The organism is Cellulomonas sp. SLBN-39, from assembly GCF_006715865.1.
Lineage (GTDB): Bacteria > Actinomycetota > Actinomycetes > Actinomycetales > Cellulomonadaceae > Cellulomonas.
Map to the genome: position 1 here is coordinate 1,644,302 of NZ_VFOA01000001.1, position 21,888 is coordinate 1,666,189.

Genomic DNA, 21,888 nt, shown 5'->3' on the forward strand with positions numbered 1-21,888 from the left:
CCCCGATCCTGCCACTGCGCACGACCGCTGACCTGGGGGCGCGCGTCTCGGTACCCTGCGCCGTGCCCACCCGCAGGTCCTCCACCGTCGTCCTCGGCGTCAGCGCCGCCCTCGCCCTCGTCCTCAGCGGGTGCTCCTCGACGAGCGACTACCAGGGGGTGTGCGTGGAGAAGGCGTCGGGCACCCGGCTCGACGACGCGGACTGCGACGACGACGACGCGGGCTACACCGGCGGCACGCACGGCTGGTACTACCTGCCGCGCGGGGCGAGCGCGCCGCCCGTCGGCGAGGCCGTCAGCGGCGGCACCACGACCGTCCCGTCCGACCGGACCGCCGTCCGCGGCGGCGTCTCGGCGGGCGGGGAGACGTCCGTCAAGGGCGGCAGCGTGTCCCGCGGCGGGTTCGGCGGCACGTCCTCGCACGTCGGCGGCTGACGTGCAGCGACTGCCCAGCACCCCGCGACCGGGGTACCGCGACCTCGTCGGCGCCCAGGGCCTGACGTACCCCGACACCCCGCTGCCCGGCGGCGGCACGGTGCCCTACTGGTCCGAGGACTCCTGCTACGTCATCTCCTCCGACGAGGCCGACCACCTCGAACGGGCCACCGAGGAGCTGCACGCCATGAGCCGTGAGGCAGCCGCGTTCCTCGCCACCGGCGCCATGGGCGACCTTGGGCTGCCCGACGGCACCTTCGCCCTGGTGCGCGACAGCCTCGCCGCGGAGCCCGTGCACCTGTACGGCCGGTTCGACCTCGCGTTCGACGGCACCGGCCCCGCCAAGCTGCTCGAGTACAACGCCGACACGCCGACCGGTCTGGTCGAGTCCGCGGTCGTGCAGTGGTTCTGGCTGATGGACACCCACCCCGACCGGGACCAGCTCAACTCCGTGCACGAGCGGCTCGTGCGCCGCTGGGCCCAGCTGGCGCCGCGGCTGCCCGGCGACCGCGTCCACGTGGCCCACGTCGACCACGACACCGCCTACGAGGAGTGGGCGACCGCCGCGTACCTGATGGACACGGCGCAGCAGGCCGGGCTGCGCACGGTCGGGCTGCGGGTCGACGAGATCGGGCTCGACCACGACCACGACGAGCTCGTCGACCTCGCGGGGGAGCGCATCGACACCTGCTTCAAGCTCTACCCCTGGGAGAACATGCTGCGCGAGCCATTCGGCGCGCACGTCATGGCCGACCCCGACGGCGTGCGGTGGGTCGAGCCGCTGTGGAAGGTCGTCGTCTCGAACAAGGCGCTGCTCGCGGCGCTGTGGCACCTGTACCCCGGGCACCCGCACCTGCTGCCCGCGTACCTCGACGACCCCGGTCCGCTGACCGCGTGGGTCGCCAAGCCGCTGCACGGCCGCGAGGGCGACGCGATCCGCGTGCACGCACCCGGCGTCGAGCTGACCACCCCCGGCACCTACGGCGGCGAGGGGCTGTGCTACCAGGCGTGGAACCCGCTGCCGGACCTCGACGGGCACAAGGCGGTGATCGGTTCGTGGGTGGTCGGCGACCACGCCGCGGGCATCGGCGTACGCGAGTCCGACGGCTGGGTCACCGACTGGTACGCGCGCTTCGTGCCCCACGTCGTCGACACGCCGGCCCCGACCGACGCCCAGCGCACCGCCTGGCTCGACGCGGACGCGCCCAGGCCCTGAGGCCGCCCGGGCGATGAGCATGGGGACGGACGGTCCGGGAGGGGTGCGGGACCGGGTGGCATGCTGGCGCCGTGGCCCGCGTCCCCCTCCGCCCTGCCGTCGCCGACCTGCCCGCCTACGTCCCCGGTGCCCGGGTGCCCGTGGGGGCGGCGGCCTACAAGCTCTCGTCCAACGAGAACCCGTACCCGCCGCTGCCGTCGGTCGTCGCCGCGATCGCTGACGCCGCCGTCGACGTCAACCGGTACCCGGACATGTACGCCACCGAGCTCGTCGAGCAGGTCGCCGAGCGCCTCGGCGTGCCCGCCGCGGGCGTCGTCGCCGGCTGCGGGTCCGTCGCCGTGCTCGGGCACGTGCTCCAGGCGGTGTGCGGGGCCGGCGACGAGGTCGTCCTGCCGTGGCGCTCGTTCGAGGCCTACCCCATCGCGATCTCCCTGGTCGGCGCCACGGGCGTGCGCGTGCCGGTGCGCCCCGACGGGCGTCTCGACCTCGAGGCGATGGCCGACGCGATCACGCCCCGCACGCGCGCCGTGCTGGTCTGCACCCCCAACAACCCGACCGGCCCGGCCGTGCACGACGACGAGCTGCGCGCCTTCCTCGCCCGCGTGCCCGGTGACGTGCTCGTCGTGCTGGACGAGGCGTACGTGGAGTTCGTGCGCGACGCCGCGGCGCCCGACGCGCTCGCGGTGCACGCCGACCACCCCAACACGGTGCTGCTGCGCACCTTCTCCAAGGCCTACGGGCTCGCGGGCCTGCGGGTCGGGTACGCGGTGGCCCGCCCGCGCCTGGCGGCGGGCATCCGTGCGGCGTCGACGCCGTTCGGGGTCTCGCACGTCGCGCAGCTCGCGGCGCTGGCGTCGCTGCGCGCCGAGGGTGAGCTGCTGACCCGGGTCGAGGCGATCGTCGCCGAGCGCTCGCGCATGATCGACGGGCTGCGCGCGCAGGGCTGGACCGTGCCGGACTCGCAGGCCAACTTCGTGTGGCTGGCGCTGGGCGACCACGCGTCGTCGTTCGCGGAGCGCTGCGCCCGCGCCGGGGTGCTGGTGCGGCCGTTCGCCGGCGACGGCGTGCGCGTCTCCGTGGGGGAGAAGGAGGCGACCGACCTGTTCCTCGAGGTCGCCGGGGAGCACGCCCCGCGCTGAGGGCGTGCGCCGGGGCGCGCGGCGGTGTGGGGTCTCCACAACCGGGGTCCGGAGCGGGTTGTGGGGGAGGGCCTTGCCTAACCTACGGTGCCGTAGCCTACGCTGACGTAGGTTCGCCGGCCCGACCGGTCGGCGGACCCGGCGGCGCGACCCCACCACGGTCGCGCCGCTCCCGGCCACCCGGACCGCACCCGGTCCCGCCCCCGGCGCCAGCGAAGGAGGACCGCGTGACCCAGCCCGGACCGCGCACCGGCGGGCCCCTCACCGACGAGGGCCTCGTCCAGCTGCTCACCCCCACCGGCGAGCGCGTCTCGCACCCCGAGTACGACGCGTACGCGGCCGACCTGGACGCGGACCGCCTGCGGGCGATGTACCGCGACATGGTGCTGACGCGCCGGTTCGACACCGAGGCCACGTCGCTCCAGCGGCAGGGCGAGCTCGCGCTGTACGCGCAGTGCCTGGGGCAGGAGGCCGCGCAGACCGGCTCCGGCCACGCGCTGGCCCCGCAGGACCACGTGTTCCCCAGCTACCGCGAGCACGGCGTCGCGCAGGCCCGCGGCCTGGAGATGACGGACGTGCTGCGCCTGTTCCGCGGCATCGACCACGGCGGCTGGGACCCCGCGGAGCACAACTTCCACCTGTTCACCCTCGTGATCGGCTCCCACGCCCTGCACGCGACGGGCTACGCCATGGGCGTGCAGCGCGACGGGCTCGTCGGCACGGGCGACCCGGACCGCGACACCGCGGTCGTCGCGTACTTCGGCGACGGCGCGACCGCGCAGGGCGACGTCAGCGAGGCCCTCGTCTTCGCGTCGGTGAACCAGGCGCCCGTCGTGCTGTTCTGCCAGAACAACCAGTGGGCGATCTCCGAGCCGACGACGAAGCAGTCGCGCGTGCCGATCGCGGACCGGGCCCCCGGGTTCGGCGTCCCCTCGGTGCGGGTCGACGGCAACGACGTGGTCGCGACGTACGCGGTGACGCGGCAGGCGCTCGAGCGGGCCCGCTCCGGCGGCGGTCCGACGTTCGTCGAGGCGTTCACCTACCGCATGGGCGCGCACACGACGTCGGACGACCCGACGCGGTACCGCTCGCGCGAGGAGGAGGAGCACTGGCGCCGCCGTGACCCCATCGAGCGCCTGCGGGTGCACCTGGAGTCGGTCGGCGAGCTGCCCGAGGTGTTCCAGGCCGAGCTCGCGGGCGAGGCCGACGCGTTCGGTGCGCACGTGCGCGACACGGTGCGCGCCATGGGCCGCCCGTCCGCGGCCAGCATGTTCGACCACGTGTACGCCACCCGGCACGGCGTCGTGGACGCCGAGCGCGAGTGGTTCGCCCGGTACGAGGCGTCGTTCACCGACGCCGGCCAGACCCCCGCAGGAGGCCACCGATGACGGTCACGAGCGAGCGCACCACCCCGGCCACCCCCGCCGAGCCGCCCGCGGCGCCGACGGGCGTGCAGCGCCTGCCCATGGCGAAGGCCCTCAACCTCGGCATGGCCCGTGCCCTGGCGGACGACCCGCGCGTGCTGCTCATGGGCGAGGACATCGGCCGCCTCGGCGGGGTGTTCCGCGTGACCGACGGGCTGCAGGCGCAGTTCGGCGAGGACCGCGTGGTCGACACCCCGCTCGCGGAGTCCGGGATCGTCGGCACCGCGATCGGCCTCGCGCTGCGCGGGTACCGCCCGGTGGTGGAGATCCAGTTCGACGGGTTCGTGTTCCCCGCGTTCGACCAGATCACCACCCAGCTGGCCAAGATGCACTACCGCTCCCGCGGCCGCCTGCAGCTGCCCGTGGTCATCCGCATCCCGTTCGGCGGCGGCATCGGCGCGGTCGAGCACCACAGCGAGTCCCCGGAGGCGCTGTTCGCGCACACCGCCGGCCTGCGCGTGGTCAGCCCGTCCACCCCGGCCGACGCGTTCACGATGATCCAGCAGGCCATCGCGTCGCCCGACCCCGTCATCTTCCTCGAGCCGAAGGGCCGCTACTGGGAGAAGGGCGACGTCGACCTCGACGCCGCGCTGCCCACCCCGCACGGCGGCCCCGGCGACCTCGACCACGCGCGTGTCGTGCGCACCGGCACGGACGTCACGCTCGTCGCGCACGGCCCCACGGTCGCGACCGCGCTGCGTGCCGCCGAGGCCGCCGCCGCCGAGGGGCGCAGCGTCGAGGTGATCGACCTGCGCACGATCTCGCCGCTGGACACGGCGACCGTCGCGGCGTCCGTGCAGCGCACCGGCCGCTGCGTCGTCGTGCACGAGGCCCCGGTGCTGTACGGCACGGGTGCCGAGGTCGCGGCGCGCATCACCGAGGAGTGCTTCTTCCACCTGCAGGCGCCCGTGCTGCGGGTCGGCGGGTTCCACACGCCGTACCCGGTCGCCAAGATCGAGCACGACTACCTGCCCGGCCTGGACCGCGTGCTCGACGCCGTGGACCGCGCGCTCGCGTTCTGAGCGGCCGCCCGCACCCCGCGCGGCAGCCCGCGCAGCACCGAGGAGGACCCGACCGTGCCCACGTACCAGCAGTTCCCGCTCCCCGACGCCGGTGAGGGCCTCACCGAGGCCGACATCGTCACGTGGCACGTGCAGGTCGGCGACGCGGTCGAGGTGAACCAGACGATCGTCGAGATCGAGACCGCGAAGTCGCTGGTCGACCTGCCGTCCCCGTGGACGGGCGTGGTCAGCCGGATCCTCGTCGAGGTCGGCACGACCGTCGACGTCGGCACCCCGATCATCGAGATCGACGTCGACCCGACGGGCGCCCCCGCCGCCGGCGACCCGGCGTCCGCGGCCGGTGCGCCGGGCGCGGGGGACGGCGTGCGCGCGCACCAGCCGCACCCCAGCCGGGCGTCCGAGGAGCCCGGCGGCGCCGACGAGGTGCACGAGGCCCGCGACGCCGACGGCGGCTCGGGCGCGGTGCTCGTGGGCTACGGCACGGCGGACGCCGGCACGGCCCGCCGTCGGCGCACGGTCCCCGCGGCGACGTCGGCACCTGCTCCCGCACCCGCCCGGGCCGCGGCACCCGCCGCAGCCCGCCCGACGGCGACCCCGGCACCCGCACCCGTCGCACCGGCGCCCGCCGCGCCGGCCCCCGTCGCCCCCGCGCCCGCCGTGACGGGCGGCCGGACAGGGGTGCCGACGCACGCGCTGGCCAAGCCGCCGGTCCGCAAGCTGGCCCGCGACCTCGGGGTCGACCTCGACTCGGTCGCCGGCACGGGCCCCGGCGGGATCGTCACGCGCGAGGACGTGCTCGCGCACACCGCCCGCGCGGGGGCGCGCGAGCTCGCGACCTACCCGGGCGACGAGCCGTGGCTCGCCAGCGGCTCCGTCACGCCCGACGGACGCCAGACGCGCGTCCCGGTGAAGTCGGTGCGCAAGCGCACCGCCGAGGCCATGGTGTCGAGCGCCTTCAGCGCCCCGCACGTGACGGTGTTCCACACGGTCGACGTGACGCGGACGATGAAGCTCGTCGAGCGGCTGCGCACCGACCGGGAGTTCGCCGACGTGCGCGTCACCCCGCTGCTGATCGCCGCGAAGGCGCTGCTGCTGGCCGTGGACCGGCACCCGGAGATCAACGCGTCCTGGGACGAGGCCGCGCAGGAGATCGTCTACAAGCACTACGTGAACCTCGGCATCGCGGCGGCCACCCCGCGGGGCCTCGTGGTGCCGAACATCAAGGACGCGCACCGCCTCGACCTGCTGGGCCTGGCGACGGCGCTCGGCGAGCTCACCGCCACCGCGCGTGCCGGGCGCACGTCCCCGGCGGACATGTCCGACGGCACGATCACGATCACGAACGTCGGCGTGTTCGGCATCGACACCGGCACCCCGATCCTCAACCCCGGCGAGGCCGCGATCCTCGCGTTCGGGGCGATCCGGCAGCAGCCGTGGGTGCACAAGGGCAAGGTCAAGCCGCGCCACGTCACGCAGCTGGCGCTGAGCTTCGACCACCGGCTCGTCGACGGCGCCCTCGGCTCGCGCCTGCTCGCCGACATCGCGGCCGTCCTGGCCGACCCGGCCCAGGCGCTCGTCTGGGGCTGAGCCCGTCCCGCGCACGCCCGGCCCGTCGTGGGCCGGGCGCGCGCAAGCTGCCGGACGGGTCAGGCCGGCTCCGGCTCGACGGGCAGCCAGAGCTCGGCGTCGGCGGTGCCGTCGTCGTGCCACTGCGTCCGCAGCAGCTCCGGCCCGGGGCGGGTGCGCCACGGGTTGGCCGGGAACCAGCCGGCGTAGGCGTCGAGCCACATCTGCTGCAGCCCCTCCGGGTAGGTGCTGCGGCGGGCGCTCAGCACGAGCCAGGCGCCCGCCGGCACGCGCAGCTCTTCCAGGTCCGCCGGCGCGGGCGCCGACGTGACGGCCGCGTGCCAGTAGTCCAGCTCGGTGCCCTCCTCGCGCGGCCCGTCCCGCACGTCCGTCACGGACACGACGCCGGCGGGCTCCTGGTCCGACAGCGCCTCGATCCGGGCGGCGACCGCGGGCGCGATGCCGTCGACGAAGTCCTCCATCGCGGCGTTGCGCCCCCGGTGCACCAGGGGGATGCGGGCCCGCAGGCCCACGACCCGCAGCTCGGGCTTGTCGATGATGCGGTACTCCATGCTGCTGCTCCCTTCGACGGTGAGGTGGAAGGAGACCCGGGGCTGGGAGACCAGGGGTGGACGGGTGCGCCGGGCCTCCCCGGCCCCCACGCCGTGGACGGCACGGAACGCCCGGCTGAACGCCTCCGTCGAGCCGTACCCGTGGCGCACCGCGACGTCGAGCAGGGGGCGCCCCCCGGCGAGCACGTCCGCGGCCGCCAGGGTCATGCGCCGTCGCCGCGCGTACTCCCCGATCGGGAACCCGGCCAGCGACGAGAACGTGCGGCGGAAGTGGTGCTCGCTCGTCCCCGCCCGTCGGCTCACCGCGGCGACGTCCACCGGCTCGCCCGCCCGCACCGCCTCCTCGACCAGGTCGAGCGCGGCGTTGAACCTCTCCAGCACCGTGGTCCTCCTTCCCGTGACACGTCCATCGTCGGCCGGTGCACGTCGTGCGGCCCGACCTTTCCGGTGCCGGTCCGGTCGTCCGGCCGCGAGTCCGCCCCGCGTGTCCGACGTCGCACGCCCGCCGCTGGGCCTGGCGCCGCCCGGGGTGGTGGGATGGTCGGGGCGGTGCACGAGGCGCCGGCCCGGGAAGGTCACATGCGCTCCTCCGCCCTGCACCCGCACCGCGCGCCCGTCGTGCGTGCCGCGGTCCTCGCCGCGCTCGCGACCGTGCTGCTCATGCTCGTCGGCACGCCGCCCGCGTCCGCGCACAACGCGCTGCGGGGCAGCGACCCCGCCGACGGCGCGACCGTCCCGGCGGCGCCTGACCGGGTCACGCTGACGTTCGACCAGCCCGCGATCGAGCTGGGCTCCGAGGTCGTCGTCACCGCGCCCGACGGCACGGTCGTCAGCGAGGGGCCTGTGCAGGTCGCCGAGAACGACGTCGTGCAGATCCTCGCCGACGAGCGGCCCGCGGGCGAGTACCAGGTGGCGTGGCGCGTGACCTCGGCCGACGGCCACCCCATCAGCGGTGCTTTCGCGTTCACCGCCGCCGAGGGGACGGGCGAGCCGGAGCCGACGATCGAGCAGACGGCCACCCCGACGCCCGGGCCGACGACGCCGCCGGCGGCCACGCCCACGGACGCCTCGACCCCGGCACCGACCGCCGCGCAGACCGCGGCCCCCGCCGAGCGGGACGTCGCCACCTCCGGGACGCCCGCGTGGCTGTGGGCCGCCGGTGCCGCCGCCGTCGTCGTGGCCGCAGCGGTCGCCGTCGTGGCCGCCCGCCGCCGCACGTCCGCGGCCCGTGGCGGCGCGACGGCCGGCGACGGGGACCGCTGACGGCCCGTGCCCGCCTACGCTGACCGGGTGGAGGCAGCGAGCACGACGACCGCACCCGCCGACGTGCGCGCCGCGGCGTCGGTCCGGACGCGCGCGCTCGTCCTGCTGCCCGTCGCCGGCGCGGTCGCGGTAGTCCTCGGCCTGACGTACACGGGGGCCGCCGCGCCCACCGTGGTCGGCGACCCCGGTGCCGTCGTCCGGTGGGGCCTGCCCGTCGTCGAGACCCTCGCCGAGCTCGCGGCGTCCCTGACGCTCGGGGCGCTCGTCCTCGCCGTCTGCCTGCTGCCGCGCCGCGCGGCGTCCACCGCCCCGGTGCGCGGCGGCACCCGCCCCCGGCCCGACGGGTCCTTCGCCCCGGCCGACGGCGGTGCGTACGCGCGCAGCCTCGTGCTCGCCGCCGCGGCAGCCGGCACCTGGACGGTCCTCGCGCTCGTGCAGCTCGTGCTCACGTACGCGTCCGTCGCGGGCCGGTCGCCGACGTCGCCGACGTTCGGCGACGAGCTCGCGCTGTTCGTCACGCAGATCGACCTGGGCCGCACCCTGCTGTCCGTCGTCGCGCTCGCGGCCGTCGTCACGGTCGTCGCGCTGCTCGTCGCCACCCCCACGGGCGCGGCGTGGGCGGCCGTGCTCGTGCTGGTGGCGCTGTGGCAGCAGGCCCAGACGGGCCACGCCGCCGGGGCTGCGAGCCACGAGGTCGCGACCCAGTCGATGGTGCTGCACCTGGTCGGCGCCGCGGTGTGGATCGGCGCGCTCGCCGCGCTCGCGGTGCTCGGCGGCCGGCTGGGCACCGACGTCGCGCCCGCCGTGGCCCGGTACTCGGTGGTGGCGGGCTGGTGCGTCGCGGGCGTCGCGCTGTCGGGCGTCGTGAACGGCGTCGTCCGCCTCGGCGGCTGGGACGGCCTGACGACGACGTACGGGCTGCTGCTGCTGGTCAAGGTGGCGCTGTTCGTGGTGCTCGCGCTGCTCGGGCTCGCGCACCGCCGCCGCACCGTGCCGCGGCTGGCGCAGGTCGCGCCCGCGGGCCGGTGGCTGCTGTGGCGGCTCGTGCTCGTCGAGGTCGCCGTCATGGGTGCCGTCTCGGGCGTGGCGGTGGCCCTCGGGTCCACGGCGCCGCCCGTGCCGGACGAGCCGCTGGCCGACACCTCGCCGGCCGTGCTGGTGACGGGCCACCCGCTGCCGCCGGAGCCGGACCTCGCGCAGTGGGTGCTGCAGTGGCGGTGGGACGTGCTGACCGCGTCCGCGGCGGCCGCGGGGCTCGTGGTCTACCTGCGCTGGGTGCACCGGCTGCGCCGCCGCGGCGACGCGTGGCCGTGGGGCCGCACGGCGTCCTGGGTCGTCGCGATGCTGACGTTCGTGTGGACGACGTCCGGCGGGCCGGCGATGTACGGGCACGTGCTGTTCAGCGCGCACATGGTGCAGCACATGGTCCTCGCCATGGTCGTGCCGATCTTCGTGGCGCTGTCGGCGCCCGTGACGCTGGCGCTGCGCGCGCTGCCGGCCCGGTCCGCGCAGGTGCGCGACGACGTCTCGCGGGGGCCGCGCGAGTGGATCCTCGTGCTCGTGCACTCCCGGTGGGGCACGTTCCTCGCCCACCCGGTGGTCGCGGCCGTGAACTTCGCCGGCTCGATGGTCGTCTTCTACTACTCGGGCGTGTTCGAGTGGGCGCTGCGCACCGAGGTCGGGCACCTGGCGATGATCGTGCACTTCTCGCTCGCCGGGTACCTGTTCGTCAACGCCCTCGTCGGCGTCGACCCCGGCCCGACCCGCCCCGCGTTCCCGATGCGGCTGCTGCTGCTGTTCGCGACCATGGCGTTCCACGCGTTCTTCGGCGTCGCGCTCGTCGGCGGGGAGTCGCTGCTCGTCGCGGACTGGTTCGGGCTCATGGGCCGCCCGTGGGGCGACTCCGCCCTGCGGGACCAGCAGGTCGGCGGGTCCGTCGCGTGGGGGATCGGGGAGATCCCGACGGTCGCGCTCGCGATCGTCGTGGCGGTGCAGTGGACGAAGGACGACGAGCGGGTGGCGCGGCGCCGCGACCGCCGGGTCGACCGGGACGGCGACACCGAGCTCGACGAGTACAACGCGATGCTCGCGGGCCTCGCCGACCGCGACGCCGGCCCGACGCGCTGACCGGCACGGCTCACCCGGTCGAGGGACCTGCGTCCCGCGGCGGGAGAGTTCGTCGGGCGTTCACCCGGTGCTCATCGTGCGTGGTCCCGCCCGGATCGTCCGGTTGCCACGCTGGTGCTCCCCCACTCGCACCGTGGAGAGAGGCACCCATGACCACCCTCGACGACCGCGACGCCGCCCCCGGCGTCGCCCGCCGCTCGCTCCTGCCCCTGCTGCCCATGGCCGGGCACGCCCGGGGCAAGCGGTCGCCCGTCACCTGCCACCTCAAGTGCGGCGACGCGTGCTCCCAGCCCGTGCCGAACACGTCCGGCAACCCGTACTTCCGCGACGTCGTCGACGCCGCGCTCTCGCGCCGCGCCGTGCTCGCCGGCGCGGCCGTCGCCGGTGCCGCCCTCGTCATCGGCAGCACCGTCGGCGACCCTCTGCCCGCCGCCGCCCACGACTCCCGCGGGGGTCGCCTGCCGTTCCGGCCGATCGCCCCCCAGCCTGCGGCGACCGACGCGTTCACGGTGCCGTCGGGGTACCGGTGGCGCCCGATCGTGCGCTGGGGCGACCCGCTGTTCTCGACGCGCGACGCGTTCGACCCCGCCACGGTCACGCCTGAGCAGGCCGCGCGCCAGCTCGGCTACAACTGCGACTACGTCGACGTGCTCGAGGACCGCGGCGGGCGCACGGGCCTGCTCGTGGTCAACCACGAGTACACCAACGAGAACCTCATGTTCCCGCCGGCGACGACGCCGGCCGAGGTCGAGCGGCAGCGGCGCGTCGGCATGGCCGCGCACGGCCTGTCCGTGGTGGCGCTGCAGCGCTCGCGCACCGGCGAGCCGTGGTCGTACCGGGTCGGTGCCCGGCAGAACCGGCGGATCACCGTGAGCACGCCGTTCGCGTTCTCCGGACCCGCGGCGGGCTCGCCCCTGCTGCGCACGGTCGACGACCCGGCGGGCACCACGCCCGTGGGCACGCTGAACAACTGCGCCGGCGGCACCACCCCCTGGGGCACGGTGCTGTCGGGCGAGGAGAACTTCAACCAGTACTTCCGCACCGCGGGCACCAGCGCCGCGGACCGCCGGTACGGGCTGGCCGACCGTGCCACCACGCGCGGCTGGGAGCAGGTCGAGCCCCGGTTCGACGCGCGCACGCCGGGCTACGAGAACGAGCCGAACCGCTTCGGGTGGATCGTCGAGGTCGACCCGCAGGACCCCACCAGCACGCCCGTGAAGCACACGGCGCTCGGCCGGTTCAAGCACGAGGGTGCCAACGTCATCGTGGGCCGCACGGGGCACGTGGTGGCGTACATGGGCGACGACGAGCGCTTCGACTACGTCTACAAGTTCGTCTCCAAGGAGCGCTACAAGGAGGGGGCGCGCCACCGCGAGCACAACAAGCGCCTGCTCTCGGCGGGCACCCTCTACGTCGCACGGTTCACCGGCGACTCGCCGGCGGCCGAGCTCGACGGCACCGGCACCCTGCCCTCGGACGGGCAGTTCGACGGCACGGGCGAGTGGATCCCGCTCGTCGTCGACGGCGTGAGCAAGGTCCCGGGCTTCACCACGGACCAGGTCCTGGTGCACACGCGCCTGGCCGCCGACGCCGTGGGCGCCACCAAGATGGACCGCCCCGAGGACGTGGAGCCCAACCCGGCGACGGGGCGCATCTACATCGCCTGCACCAACAACACCGACCGGGGCGCCGCGGGCAAGGAGGGCGCCACCGAGCCCAACCCGCGGGTGCAGAACCGGTACGGCCACGTCGTGGAGATCACCGAGTACCGCAACGACGCGACGTCGACGCGCTTCGGCTGGAGCATCCTGCTCGTCTGCGGCGACCCCGCGACGACGCAGAACACGTACTTCGCGGGCTTCCCGCCGGAGAAGGTCTCGCCGATCTCCTGCCCGGACAACGTCGCGTTCGACTCCACGGGCAACCTGTGGATCTCGACCGACGGGCAGCCCGGCACCATCGGGTACTGCGACGGCCTGTTCAAGGTGCCGCTCACGGGCCGCGAGCGCGGGCACGTGCAGCAGTTCCTCGCCGTCCCGCGCGGGGCGGAGACCTGCGGGCCGGTGGTCCGGGACCGGCAGGACATGGTCTACGTGGCCGTGCAGCACCCGGGCGAGGACGGGTCGTGGGCGGCGCAGCAGTCGTACTTCCCCGACTACGTCGCACCCGGGACGCTCGCCCGCGGACGCTGGGGCGGGCCGCGCCCGAGCGTCGTGCAGGTCTGGAAGGACTGACCGCCCGGGCCGCGTCCTGCGCTGGGCCGATCGGGTGAACCGACGCCCGCCGTCGTGGTCACCGCACCGTGGTAGACCGGTGCGGTGACCACGACGAGCACCGAACCCACCCCCGAGAAGCCCGAGACGCCGTTCCACGACCTGGACGCGTACAACGCGCTGCCGCGCACCGGCGGCCTCGTCCTCTCGCCCGACGGCACCCGCCTGGTGACGTCGGTGCAGACGCTCGACAAGGACGCGACCCGCTGGGTCACCGCCCTGTGGGAGGTGGACCCCGCCGGTGAGCGCCCCGCGCGCCGGCTGACCCGCTCCGCCAAGGGCGAGTCCGGCGCCGCGTTCACCCCCGCGGGCGACCTGCTGTTCACCAGCGCCCGCCCCGACCCCGACGCAGCCTCCGGCGACGACCCCGTGACCGCCCTGTGGCTGCTGCCGAAGGACGGCGCCGAGGCGCGCGTCGTCGCGCAGCGCACGGCCGGCCTCGGCGGTCTGCGCGTCGCGTCCGCCGCGCCCGTCGTCGTCCTCGGCTCCGCCGTCCACCCCCGGGCCGCCGACGCGGCCGACGACGACCGGCTGCGCAAGGAGCGCAAGGACAAGAAGGTCGCGGCGATCCTGCACGACACCTACCCGGTCCGGTACTGGGACCACGACCTGGGCCCGGCCGCGACGCACGCGTTCGTCGGCACCCTCACCGACGCCGTGCTCGCGCCCGCCGCCGGGGAGGCCGACGCCCGTCTCGAGCTGCGCGACGTGACCCCCGACGCGCCCGTCCCCGCGCTGGCCGAGCAGAGCCCCACGATCAGCCCCGACGGCACGACCGTCGTCACGGCGTGGTCCGCGACCCTGGCCCGCGCCGACGTGCGGGCCCACCTCGTCGCCGTCGACGTCGCCACCGGGGAGCGCCGCGTGCTGCTCGCCGAGGACGACGCCGACCTGGGTGCCCCCGTGGTCTCGCCCGACGGCACGCTGGTGGCGTACCTGCGCGAGTCCGTCGCGACGCCGCGCACCGCGCCGCGCGTCGAGCTGTGGGTCGTGCCGCTCGCCGGCGGGCAGCCGCGCCGACTCGCGGAGGGCTGGGACCGCTGGCCGCACGAGCCGGTCTGGCTGCCGGGCTCGGACGCGCTGCTGACCGTCGCCGACGACGACGGCCGGGCGCCCGTGTTCCACGTCGACCTCGCGTCGGGGCAGGTCACGCGCGTGACCGCCGACGACGCCGCGTTCTCCGACGTGCAGGTGGCCCCCGACGGCGCCACGGCCTACGCGCTGCGGACGTCCTACGCGGCCCCCGCGCACCCGGTGCGCATCGACCTCGCCGCGGCCCTCGCGGCCGGTGCGCCCGTCGAGGCCGTCGCCCTGCCCGCCCCCGCGCCGCTGCCGACCCTGTCCGGTCGGCTCGAGGAGGTCGAGGCCACCGGCACCGACGGCACCCGGGTGCGCGCCTGGCTCGCGCTGCCGCACGGCGCGAGCACCGACACCCCGGCGCCGCTGCTGCTGTGGATCCACGGCGGCCCCCTCGGCTCCTGGAACGCCTGGTCGTGGCGCTGGAACCCGTGGATCCTCGTCGCCCAGGGCTACGCCGTGCTGCTGCCCGACCCGGCCCTGTCGACCGGGTACGGCCAGGAGTTCGTCCAGCGCGGCTGGGGGGCGTGGGGAGCCGCGCCCTACACGGACCTGCTGGCCGTCACCGACGCCGCCGAGGCCCGGGCCGACGTCGACGAGACCCGCACCGCCGCCATGGGCGGCTCGTTCGGCGGGTACATGGCCAACTGGGTGGCCGGGCACACCGACCGCTTCCGTGCCGTCGTCACGCACGCGAGCCTGTGGGCCCTCGACCAGTTCGGGCCCACGACGGACGGCGCCTACTACTGGCGCCGCGAGATGACCCCGCAGATGGCCCTCGAGAACAGCCCGCACCGGTTCGTCGAGCAGATCGTCACGCCCATGCTCGTCATCCACGGCGACAAGGACTACCGGGTGCCCATCGGCGAGGGCCTGCGCCTGTGGTACGAGCTGCTCGCGCACTCCGGTCTGCCCGCCGACGACGAGGGCCGCAGCCCCCACCGGTTCCTGTACTTCCCCGACGAGAACCACTGGGTGCTCACCCCGCAGCACGCCAAGGTCTGGTACGGCACGGTGCAGGCGTTCCTCGCCACCCACGTGCTCGGCAGCACCGGCGACGACACCGCGTACCCGGAGCTGCTCGGCTGACGTCCCCCCAGGTCAGGGCCCTCCTCTGGGCTCGGCGAGGCGCGGCACCCACCCCGGGTGCCGCGCCTCGCGCGCACCCGCCCCGCGCGCCGGGCCGCCCGCGCTCGACGTGCGGGACCGCCCGACCGGCACCAGACTCGCCAGCCAGGCCGGGGCGACGGGCACCGGCAGGGACGAAGGAGCGACATGGGTATCGGTGGCGGCATCGCCCTCCTGGTGATCGGCGCGATCCTCGCGTTCGGGGTGTCCGACGTGATCGAGGGCGTCGACCTGTCGGTCATCGGCTACATCTGCATGGGCGCCGGCGCGCTCGCGCTGGTCCTCGTCCTCGCGCTCAGCAGCCGCCGGTCACGTACCGCGCACAGCGAGGTCGTCGTCGAGCGCCACGACGACCGGCTGCCCCCGCCGGCCGTCTGAACCGCCCCGCCCGGGCCGCCCCCACCGTGCGTGTGGGCGGCCCTCGGCACACTGGGCCACGCGCCGGCCGCCCGGCGCGCGACGCACGCGGCCCGGCCGCACGAAGGGGGAGGCGGATGGACCACGACGAGGCACGCCAGGCCAAGACGCACGCGCTGGGGCTCGCCCGCGAGCTCGTCGAGCGGCACGTGCGACCCGCCGGGCTCGACGACCGGCCCATGGTGCCGCTCGCGCTGGGGCTCGCCCCCCGCCCGGACGGCGGGTACGCGCTCGCCGTGCGGTACCGGCTGGGCGTCCCGCAGGTGCGGGCCCTGGCCCGCCGGGTCGCCGCGGACGCGGGTCCCGGTGCCGACGTCCGCCGCACGGGGCGTGTGCGCCCGCTCGCCGGCGGGGCCCCGCGCCTCGCGGGCGGCCCCGGCCCGCGCCCCCGCCCCCCGGTCGTCACCGCCCGGGCCGTCGGCGAGACGGGCCGCGTCCGGCCCCTGCGCCCCGGCGTCTCCGTCGCGCACGTCGACGTCACCGCCGGCACCCTCGGCGCGTTCGTCACCGTCGGCGGGGTCCTGCACGCCCTGTCGAACCACCACGTGCTCGCCGGCGCCCCCGGCGCGCGGGTCGGCGACCTCGTCCTGCAGCCCGGCCCCGCCGACGGCGGCACCGCGCCCGACGACCGGATCGGCACCCTGGCCGCCTCGGTCCCGCTGCGGGCCGGTGTCACGGCGCACGTCGACGCCGCCCTCGCCCTGCTCGACACGCAGGACGTCGACCCGACCTACCCCGTCGGCCGCGTCACCACCACGGCCACGGCCCTCGGCGGCGAGCGCGTCCTCAAGACCGGGCGCACCACCGGCACCACCCGCGGCCGGGTCACCGCGATCGAGCTCGACGACGTCGTCGTCGGGTACGGCGACGATCTCGGCGACGTGCGGTTCGACGACCAGATCGAGGTCGAGGGCCTCGGCCCCGACCCGTTCTCCCGCGGCGGCGACTCCGGCTCCCTCGTGGTCCGCGAGGACGGCGTCGCCCTGGGCCTGCTCTTTGCCGGGTCCGAGACCGGGGGGGAGAATGGTCGCGGGCTGACGTACGTCAACCCGGTCGACGCCGTCCTCACCGCCCTCGACGCCTCGCTCCTGGGCTGACGCGGTGGACGACGTGACGAGCGCACCGCACGCCCGGGAGGTGCACGCATGGCGGACCTCGAGCAGGCCCGCGCCGCCAAGCGCGAGCTCCTCGTCGCGCTCGCGGGCCGACCGGGCCTCGCGGTCGGGATCGCGCCCGACGCCGACGGGTACGGGCTGCTCGTCCGCGACACCCGCGGCGGGCCGACGCACCCCGACGTGCCCCACGACGTGGACGGGGTCCGGGTCCGCGTGGCACCGGGCGGTCCCGTCACCCCGCAGGGCTGAGCCGTGGACCCCGGGGACGGCCCGCAGGGCGTGGGGCGTCCCCCGTCGCGCCGCCGGCTCCGGGCAGACCGGACGAACGCCCAGGAATCGGTTGCCCGGGCGGGCGATCTCACGGATCTCTCACCTCCCGGGAGTCGTGCGGACGTGATCCCAGGGTCGATGATGAGCAGCGTGACGCGTGGAGGCTCTGCCACGACGGGTGCGCACCGGGAGGGCCTCTCCGCTGCGGACCTCCGTGGCGTGCGCGGGCTCGCGCTGGCGGCCTACCGGCTGGACCGGTGCCGCGACGTCGACGACGTCGTGGGGGTCGCCACCCGGCTGGGCCTGTCGGTCGTGGACGCCGACGTGTGCCTGCTCGTGCGCGTCGAGCAGGGCGCGGCACGCATCCTGCACCTGGAGCCGGCCGACGCCCCGGCACGCGAGCCGTGGGTCACGCGCACCACCACGACCGTCGACGAGCGCCCCGCGCTGCGCGCCCTGCTGCGCGACCGGCGGTCCTGGGTCGCGCACACGGTCGACGCCGACGGCACCCCGCTCGCCCCCGGAGACCCGGACGGCGGGGACCCCGCGGAGGTCGAGACGCTCCGCGCGACCGGCAGCCGCAGCGTCGTCACCGCACCCGTCGTCGTCAACGACGCCGTCTGGGGTCAGCTCACGCTCGCCCGGCGCGACCCCGCGCTGCCGCGGTTCGGCGAGGACGACATCGCGACCGCCGACGTGCTCGCCGCGCTCGTCGCCGGCGCCGTCGCGCGCGTCGACCTGGAGCGGCAGGTCCGCCACATCGTCGCCGACGACCCCCTGACGGGCCTGGCCAACCGCCGCGTCGCGGACTCCGCCGCCGACGCCGCCCTGTCCTCCGGGCAGGAGACCTGCATCGTCATGTGCGACGTCGACGGCCTCAAGCGCGTCAACGACGAGCTCGGCCACGACGCGGGCGACGACCTGCTGCGCGCCGTGGCGGACGTGCTGCGCCGTGCGGCCGACGCGCTGCCCGGCGCCACCGCCGCGCGCATCGGCGGCGACGAGTTCTGCCTCGTCACGGCCGGGCACCCGCGCCGGCTCGTCGCGGAGACCATGGCGCTGACCGTGAGCCGGTTCCCGCTGCCGCACGGCGCAGCGATCTCCTACGGCGTCGCGTCGACCGCCGTCACGGGCGCGGTGCACGCCCGCCACCTGTTCCGTCGCGCCGACCAGGCGCAGTACCGCAACAAGCGCGCCCGGGCCCGGGCGCGTGCCCGCTCGGTGCCGCTGGCGGCCGACCCCGCCGTGACCGCGGAGCGCCTGGTGTCCGCCGGGTCGGTGGCGATCGGGCAGGCGCAGACCGGTGTGGTGCCGCGCCTGTGCGCGTTCGCCGCGGCCGCGACCGAGACGCTCGGCGGCGAGGAGTGGACCGTGCTCGCCCGGCAGCCCGGCAGCGACGTCCTCGGGGCCGTCGCGCGCGGCGGCAGCCCGTCGGACGCCGGGCAGGCGACGACGACGCTCACGGTCGAGCGCGACGACTGGGTCGTCGAGATCGGGGCCGCGGAGTCCGTCGGCACCGGCCGGCAGGTCCGCACCGCGCTGGCCGCGCTCGCCGCGATCGCCGTGCTCGACGCGGGCTGACCCGCACGCCGGCCCCGCGGTGCCCGCCCGCGAGGTGCGGGCGGGCAGCCGCGCTCAGCCCAGCAGCGGCAGCGTCAGGGTGTCGGCCGCGCCGGCGGTGATGCGGACCGGCACGCCCCAGTCCTGCGCCGCCAGGTGGCACGCGGGGTGCTCGATCGCCGGGTCGCCGTCGCAGCTCGCCGCCCGGGCGGTCACGTGCAGCACGCCCTCGCCGACCGCCGGGTCGAGCCGCAGCGTCCGCACCAGGTCCACGTCCGTCCCGGCGCCGTCCAGCAGCAGCTCGGGCGGCGTCGCGGACACCTGCAGCGACGTCGACGGCCCCCACCGGGTGTCGAGCTTCTGCCCCGGGGCGGGCGTGAAGACGACCTCGAGCCGGACCTCACCGCCGGCGACGTCCGTCACCGGCCGTCGGGTGCGGTGCGCGCCACCGTCGACGTGCGTGCCGGTCGCGTCCGCGGGCAGCGCCACGCGCGTGAGCCGGTGCGCGGCGGACTCCACGACGAGCACGTGCCCGGCATCGCCCGCCGGCAGCACCAGCCCGCTCGGCTCGGCGAGGTCGGTGGCCAGCGTCGTGACCTGGCCGGCGCCGCCCTCGGGGTCCGGCGCCCACCGGCGCAGCGCCCCGTTGTACGTGTCGGCCACCAGCACGGAGCCGTCGGGCAGCACCGCGACGCCCAAGGGGTGCTGCAGGCGCGCCTCGTCGGCCGCACCGTCCCGGTGCCCGAAGTCGAAGAGCCCCTCGCCGACGACGGTGCGGACCGTGGCGTCCGCCGGGTCCGCGCCGGCGGCGTCGAGCCGGCGCAGCGCCGACGTCTCCGAGTCCGCGAGCCACACGTGCTCGCCCGCCACGGACAGGCCGGACGGCTGCGCGAACCACGCGTCCGCGGCGGGGCCGTCGACGAGGCCCTCGTTCATCGTCCCGGCGACGTGCCGCACGGTGCCCGCCACCGGGTCGAACGTCCACAGCGTGTGGTGGCCGGCCATGGCGACGACGAACACGCCCCACGGCTCGAACCAGGTCACGTCCCACGGCGACGACAGCCGCACGTCGCGGGCCGGCCCGGCGTAGGCGAACCCCGAGCGCTCGGTCCGCGGACCGTCCGCGTCGTCGGGCCGCACGTTGTCGACCGCACCGACCATGAACTGCTCGCCCGTCCCGGCGACCGTCGTCACGTGCCCGTCGGCCAGGCGCACGCCCCGCAGCGCGTGGTTGACGGTGTCGGCGACGAGCACGTCGTAGCCCACCTGCGCGCGCAGCGCCTCGGGCACCAGCGCCAGCCCGTTCGGCTCGCTCAGGCGCGCCTCGTCCGGGCCGCCGTCGACGAGCCCGCGCTCCCCGGTGCCGATCCGCCGCACCAGCGTCTCGCCGTCCGCGGCCACCTCGGTCAGCGCGTGGTGCCCCGCGTCCGCGACCAGGTACGTGCCGCCGGGCAGCTCGACGGCCTTGGCGGGGAAGCGCAGCGTCGTCGGCTGCGGCGTCGGCGGCACGTACGGGCCGTCGCCGCGGTGCAGCGTGCCCTTCGCCTCGTGCTCGGCCACGAGCTCGCGCACCAGCGCCTCGACGGCGTGCGCGTGCCCCTCGCCGGCCATCTGCGCGACGACGTACCCCTCGGGGTCGATGACGACCAGGGTCGGCCACGCGCGCGCCGTGTACGCCTGCCACGTCACCAGGTCGGGGTCGTCGAGCACCGGGTGGTGCACCTCGTACCGCTCGACCGCGGCCGCGAGGGCCGCCGGGTCGGCCTCGTGCGCGAACTTGGGGGAGTGCACGCCCACGATGACGAGGACGTCGCGGTGCTCGGCCTCGAGCTCGCGCAGCTCGTCGAGCACGTGCAGGCAGTTGATGCAGCAGAAGGTCCAGAAGTCGAGGACGACGACCTTGCCGCGCAGGTCGGCGAGCGTCACGTCGGCGCCGCCGGTGTTGAGCCAGCCGCGGCCGACCAGCTCGGAGGCGCGGACACGGGGGAGTCGGGTGCTGCTCGTGGTCACGGACCAAGTCAACACCGTCCGCGCCGCGCGCAGTCCCGCCGTCCGTCGCTCGACCGGGACCCGTGCCGCACGCAGGCCCTGCCCGGGAGGGGCAGGGCCTGCGTGGTGGTGCTGCGGGTCAGGTCAGGCCGGGGCGCACGTGGCGGTCAGGCCCGTGGGCGAGCCGGAGCCGAGGAACCCGGCCGTCGCGGTCTGGCCGGCGTTCAGGTGGCTGTTCCACCCGACGCTGGTGATCGTCGTCCCGCTGACGGTCCCGTTCCACGCCTGGGTGATGGTGGCGCCGGGGACGGACGCGGTCCATCCGTGCAGGCCGCCCGCGCCGGCCGTGACGACGACGTCGGCCTGGTAGCCGCCGGGCCAGGTGTTCACGACCTTGACCGTCGCGGTGCATCCACCGGCGGTCGGCGTCGGCGTGGGGGTCGACGTGGGCGTCGGGGTCGGCGTCGGCGTGACCGTCGGCGTCGGCGTCGGGGTGGGCGTCACCGTGGGGGTCGGTGTGGGCGTGGGGGTCGGCTCCGTGCCGTCGCCGCCGATGTTGATGTCGGAGCACAGGTAGTACGGCTGGTCGGTGTGGCTGGCCTGCCAGATCGTGTAGAGGATGGCCCGGCCCTCGCGCCCGGTCAGGTTGACGTCGGTCTGGTACAGGCCCGTCGTCGGGTAGCTCCCGGTGACCTTGAGCAGCTGCATGTCGTCCCAGCCGGGTGCCTCCGCCGTGGGGTCGAAGCCGGGCTTGGTCACGTAGATGCGCAGGTAGTCGGCGCCGTGCTTGGCGCTGTCGGTGAGCGTGAGCTGGAACTGCTCCGGCACGTCCGTCATCTTCCAGGCGCCGGGGGTGTCGAGGGAGTTGTAGCGCCCGCCCTCGGTCTGGCCGCCCGAGCAGAGCTGGCCGTCGGGGATGAGCTCCTCGTGCCGTCCGCCGATGCCCTCGTGGTAGAGCCCGTTCCAGTTCCACATGGCGTTCGGGTCGTCCTGCCACGCCTGCCAGCACATCGGGTCGAGCTGGGCCATGTTCGGGTTGAGGTGGTCCGCGCCCCACACGGACCAGCAGCGGTAGTTGCGGGTCGGGGGGTCGGTGACGGTGCCGTGCGCCGAGGCGCCGGTGGCGACGAGGCCGGCACCCACCAGGGCGATCGGCAGCGCCACCGCCAGGCGGCGCAGTGCGGTACGGACGGACATCGCGGTCTCCGTTCAGGTCGGGAGCGATCGGCTCGCGCCGCACCGGCCGTCGGCTCCCACCCCCGGGCCGCGCACGGTCGGCGTCGACGCGTGTCAGGA

General features: G+C 76.0%; 17 protein-coding genes. 14 read left to right on the top strand and 3 right to left on the bottom strand.

The genetic code is table 11. From position 1 onward, the window contains the following. Positions 1 to 62: 62 nt before the first annotated feature. The 6 genes from FBY24_RS07535 (at position 63) to FBY24_RS07560 (ending at position 6,822) form a co-directional block, all read left to right on the top strand. A complete protein-coding gene (locus FBY24_RS07535; protein WP_142159443.1) occupies positions 63 to 434 on the top strand; it encodes a tRNA-dihydrouridine synthase in 372 nt (123 codons plus the stop codon). Position 435: 1 nt separating this feature from the next. Beyond that, on the top strand, positions 436 to 1,650 hold the full coding sequence (locus FBY24_RS07540; protein WP_142159445.1) for a glutathionylspermidine synthase family protein: 1,215 nt from the start codon (positions 436 to 438) through the stop codon (positions 1,648 to 1,650). Between the two features lie 71 nt (positions 1,651 to 1,721). Beyond that, entirely contained in the window at positions 1,722 to 2,789 is a 1,068-nt protein-coding gene (gene hisC, locus FBY24_RS07545) for a histidinol-phosphate transaminase (protein WP_142159447.1), read from the top strand. 227 nt (positions 2,790 to 3,016) lie between these two features. Further along, positions 3,017 to 4,177, top strand: coding sequence for a pyruvate dehydrogenase (acetyl-transferring) E1 component subunit alpha (gene pdhA / locus FBY24_RS07550; RefSeq protein WP_142159449.1), 1,161 nt, complete (start codon positions 3,017 to 3,019; stop codon positions 4,175 to 4,177). Beyond that, positions 4,174 to 5,235, top strand: coding sequence for an alpha-ketoacid dehydrogenase subunit beta (locus FBY24_RS07555; protein WP_222117217.1), 1,062 nt, complete (start codon positions 4,174 to 4,176; stop codon positions 5,233 to 5,235). Before pdhA ends, FBY24_RS07555 begins: the two co-directional genes overlap by 4 nt. Before the next feature lie 54 nt (positions 5,236 to 5,289). Next, positions 5,290 to 6,822 carry a dihydrolipoamide acetyltransferase family protein gene (locus FBY24_RS07560; RefSeq protein WP_142159451.1) on the top strand — a complete coding sequence of 511 codons (1,533 nt, stop codon included), beginning with the start codon at positions 5,290 to 5,292 and terminating at the stop codon, positions 6,820 to 6,822. A 59-nt stretch (positions 6,823 to 6,881) separates the two neighbouring features. Here FBY24_RS07560 and FBY24_RS07565 read toward each other — a convergent pair whose 3' ends face one another. Next, positions 6,882 to 7,754, bottom strand: coding sequence for a helix-turn-helix domain-containing protein (locus tag FBY24_RS07565; protein WP_142159453.1), 873 nt, complete (start codon positions 7,752 to 7,754; stop codon positions 6,882 to 6,884). A 198-nt stretch (positions 7,755 to 7,952) separates the two neighbouring features. Here FBY24_RS07565 and FBY24_RS07570 point away from each other — a divergent pair, with 198 nt between their 5' ends. From FBY24_RS07570 to FBY24_RS07605, 8 genes are all read left to right on the top strand, one after another. Continuing rightward, a complete protein-coding gene (locus tag FBY24_RS07570) occupies positions 7,953 to 8,636 on the top strand; it encodes a copper resistance CopC family protein (RefSeq protein ID WP_160158458.1) in 684 nt (227 codons plus the stop codon). Between the two features lie 27 nt (positions 8,637 to 8,663). Beyond that, a complete protein-coding gene (locus FBY24_RS07575; RefSeq protein WP_142159457.1) occupies positions 8,664 to 10,763 on the top strand; it encodes a cytochrome c oxidase assembly protein in 2,100 nt (699 codons plus the stop codon). A 149-nt stretch (positions 10,764 to 10,912) separates the two neighbouring features. Further along, positions 10,913 to 12,997, top strand: a complete 2,085-nt coding sequence (locus FBY24_RS07580) for a PhoX family phosphatase (RefSeq protein ID WP_142159459.1) — start codon at positions 10,913 to 10,915, stop codon at positions 12,995 to 12,997. A gap of 84 nt (positions 12,998 to 13,081) precedes the next feature. Beyond that, positions 13,082 to 15,202 (top strand): prolyl oligopeptidase family serine peptidase, encoded by a 2,121-nt coding sequence (locus FBY24_RS07585; RefSeq protein ID WP_142159461.1) that lies wholly within the window; start codon positions 13,082 to 13,084, stop codon positions 15,200 to 15,202. A gap of 186 nt (positions 15,203 to 15,388) precedes the next feature. Further along, a complete protein-coding gene (locus tag FBY24_RS07590) occupies positions 15,389 to 15,619 on the top strand; it encodes a DUF6458 family protein (RefSeq protein WP_142159463.1) in 231 nt (76 codons plus the stop codon). A gap of 116 nt (positions 15,620 to 15,735) precedes the next feature. Continuing rightward, a complete protein-coding gene (locus tag FBY24_RS07595; protein ID WP_142159465.1) occupies positions 15,736 to 16,755 on the top strand; it encodes a hypothetical protein in 1,020 nt (339 codons plus the stop codon). A 48-nt stretch (positions 16,756 to 16,803) separates the two neighbouring features. Continuing rightward, positions 16,804 to 17,022: a hypothetical protein gene (locus tag FBY24_RS07600; RefSeq protein WP_142159467.1), complete on the top strand. Its 219-nt coding sequence runs from the start codon at positions 16,804 to 16,806 to the stop codon at positions 17,020 to 17,022. Positions 17,023 to 17,184: 162 nt separating this feature from the next. Continuing rightward, positions 17,185 to 18,624: a diguanylate cyclase gene (locus tag FBY24_RS07605; RefSeq protein WP_255432284.1), complete on the top strand. Its 1,440-nt coding sequence runs from the start codon at positions 17,185 to 17,187 to the stop codon at positions 18,622 to 18,624. Between the two features lie 54 nt (positions 18,625 to 18,678). Here the strand turns inward: FBY24_RS07605 and FBY24_RS07610 are convergent, their stop codons facing one another. Next, the gene (locus tag FBY24_RS07610; RefSeq protein WP_142159469.1) at positions 18,679 to 20,613 is read right to left on the bottom strand and encodes an NHL domain-containing thioredoxin family protein; all 1,935 of its coding nucleotides are present in this window, start codon (positions 20,611 to 20,613) and stop codon (positions 18,679 to 18,681) included. Positions 20,614 to 20,736: 123 nt separating this feature from the next. Further along, complete coding sequence (locus tag FBY24_RS07615) at positions 20,737 to 21,789, bottom strand: lytic polysaccharide monooxygenase (protein ID WP_142159471.1); 1,053 nt, start codon at positions 21,787 to 21,789, stop codon at positions 20,737 to 20,739. Positions 21,790 to 21,888: the final 99 nt, after the last annotated feature.

Excerpts from the sequence above, each read along its gene's own strand:
- FBY24_RS07590 (WP_142159463.1), top strand. The coding sequence starts at position 15,389 with ATGGGTATCGGTGGCGGCATCGCCCTCCTGGTGATCGGCGCGATCCTC.
- FBY24_RS07595 (WP_142159465.1), top strand. The coding sequence starts at position 15,736 with ATGGACCACGACGAGGCACGCCAGGCCAAGACGCACGCGCTGGGGCTC.
- FBY24_RS07600 (WP_142159467.1), top strand. The coding sequence starts at position 16,804 with ATGGCGGACCTCGAGCAGGCCCGCGCCGCCAAGCGCGAGCTCCTCGTC.
- FBY24_RS07580 (WP_142159459.1), top strand. The coding sequence starts at position 10,913 with ATGACCACCCTCGACGACCGCGACGCCGCCCCCGGCGTCGCCCGCCGC.
- FBY24_RS07615 (WP_142159471.1), bottom strand. The coding sequence starts at position 21,789 with ATGTCCGTCCGTACCGCACTGCGCCGCCTGGCGGTGGCGCTGCCGATC.
- FBY24_RS07605 (WP_255432284.1), top strand. The coding sequence starts at position 17,185 with ATGAGCAGCGTGACGCGTGGAGGCTCTGCCACGACGGGTGCGCACCGG.
- FBY24_RS07555 (WP_222117217.1), top strand. The coding sequence starts at position 4,174 with ATGACGGTCACGAGCGAGCGCACCACCCCGGCCACCCCCGCCGAGCCG.
- FBY24_RS07570 (WP_160158458.1), top strand. The coding sequence starts at position 7,953 with ATGCGCTCCTCCGCCCTGCACCCGCACCGCGCGCCCGTCGTGCGTGCC.